Annotated in this window: 1 protein-coding gene; it reads left to right on the forward strand. The window is 64.7% G+C overall.

Annotated elements, in window-relative coordinates; genetic code table 11:
• The first annotated feature begins 294 nt into the window (after nt 1-294).
• Nucleotides 295-708 (forward strand): helix-turn-helix domain-containing protein, encoded by a 414-nt coding sequence (locus AC08OO_RS13770; RefSeq protein WP_476618606.1) that lies wholly within the window; start codon nt 295-297, stop codon nt 706-708.
• Nucleotides 709-720 lie beyond the last annotated feature (12 nt).

The following is a 720-nucleotide window of genomic DNA, read 5'->3' on the forward strand; positions in this document are numbered from 1 at the left end:
GGGGCACACGCCGAGTTCGATTCGCGCTAGGTGCCCCTGTGAGATCCCTGCCGTCTCGGCGAACGCCCTCTGGTAGGGCCATCCGGCCGCCTGCCGGGCGGTGCGGAGTTGCAACCCCATGCGCCTGCGGGTCAGGTCTCCTGGCTTCGCGCCGTCTGTCGCAGTGCGCGTCACGAAAAGTACGATACATGAATCGCGCTAGGTACGTGCAGGTGGGAGGCGGTGTGGTGGGCATCTTGGTGCAAGTTGTCGAGCCGTAGAGACTGTGATTCATGAATCGCGTAGCATGCCGCCATGAGCTTCAGAGCCCTGCTGCGCGAGCAACTGGCGAGGCACGGAGGCCGGTTCGACACCCAGAAGGACCTTGCCGCGTATATCAACGAGCCTCACGCCAAGGTCTCTAACTGGATCACAGGCAAGGCGCGCGGGCCGCACTCCCTCGACCGGCAGGTCGAGATCGCGATGATGCTCGGCTACAGCGAGACAGACGCCATGAGGGCGATCTTCGAAAAGGACGCTCTCCCTCCGCACGGTGCCACGCCGAGCCCCGAGCAGGTCCTCCAAGAGCACTGGCACGTGCCCGCCGACCTCATCATCCGCTTCGGGGCCCTGGATCGGGAGAACCCTGCAGCCATGGACGCCGCGTGGCGTGCGGCGATGGGCGTCCTCGAAGCCATCGCCTCGAAAAAGGCGAAAGGGGACGAGTAGGATATAGCACGC

Source organism: Frankia sp. CeCAU1 (assembly GCF_977971845.1).

What these genes read in the sequence shown, in the direction of transcription:
- AC08OO_RS13770 (WP_476618606.1), top strand. Translation starts at nt 295, where the DNA reads ATGAGCTTCAGAGCCCTGCTGCGCGAGCAACTGGCGAGGCACGGAGGC.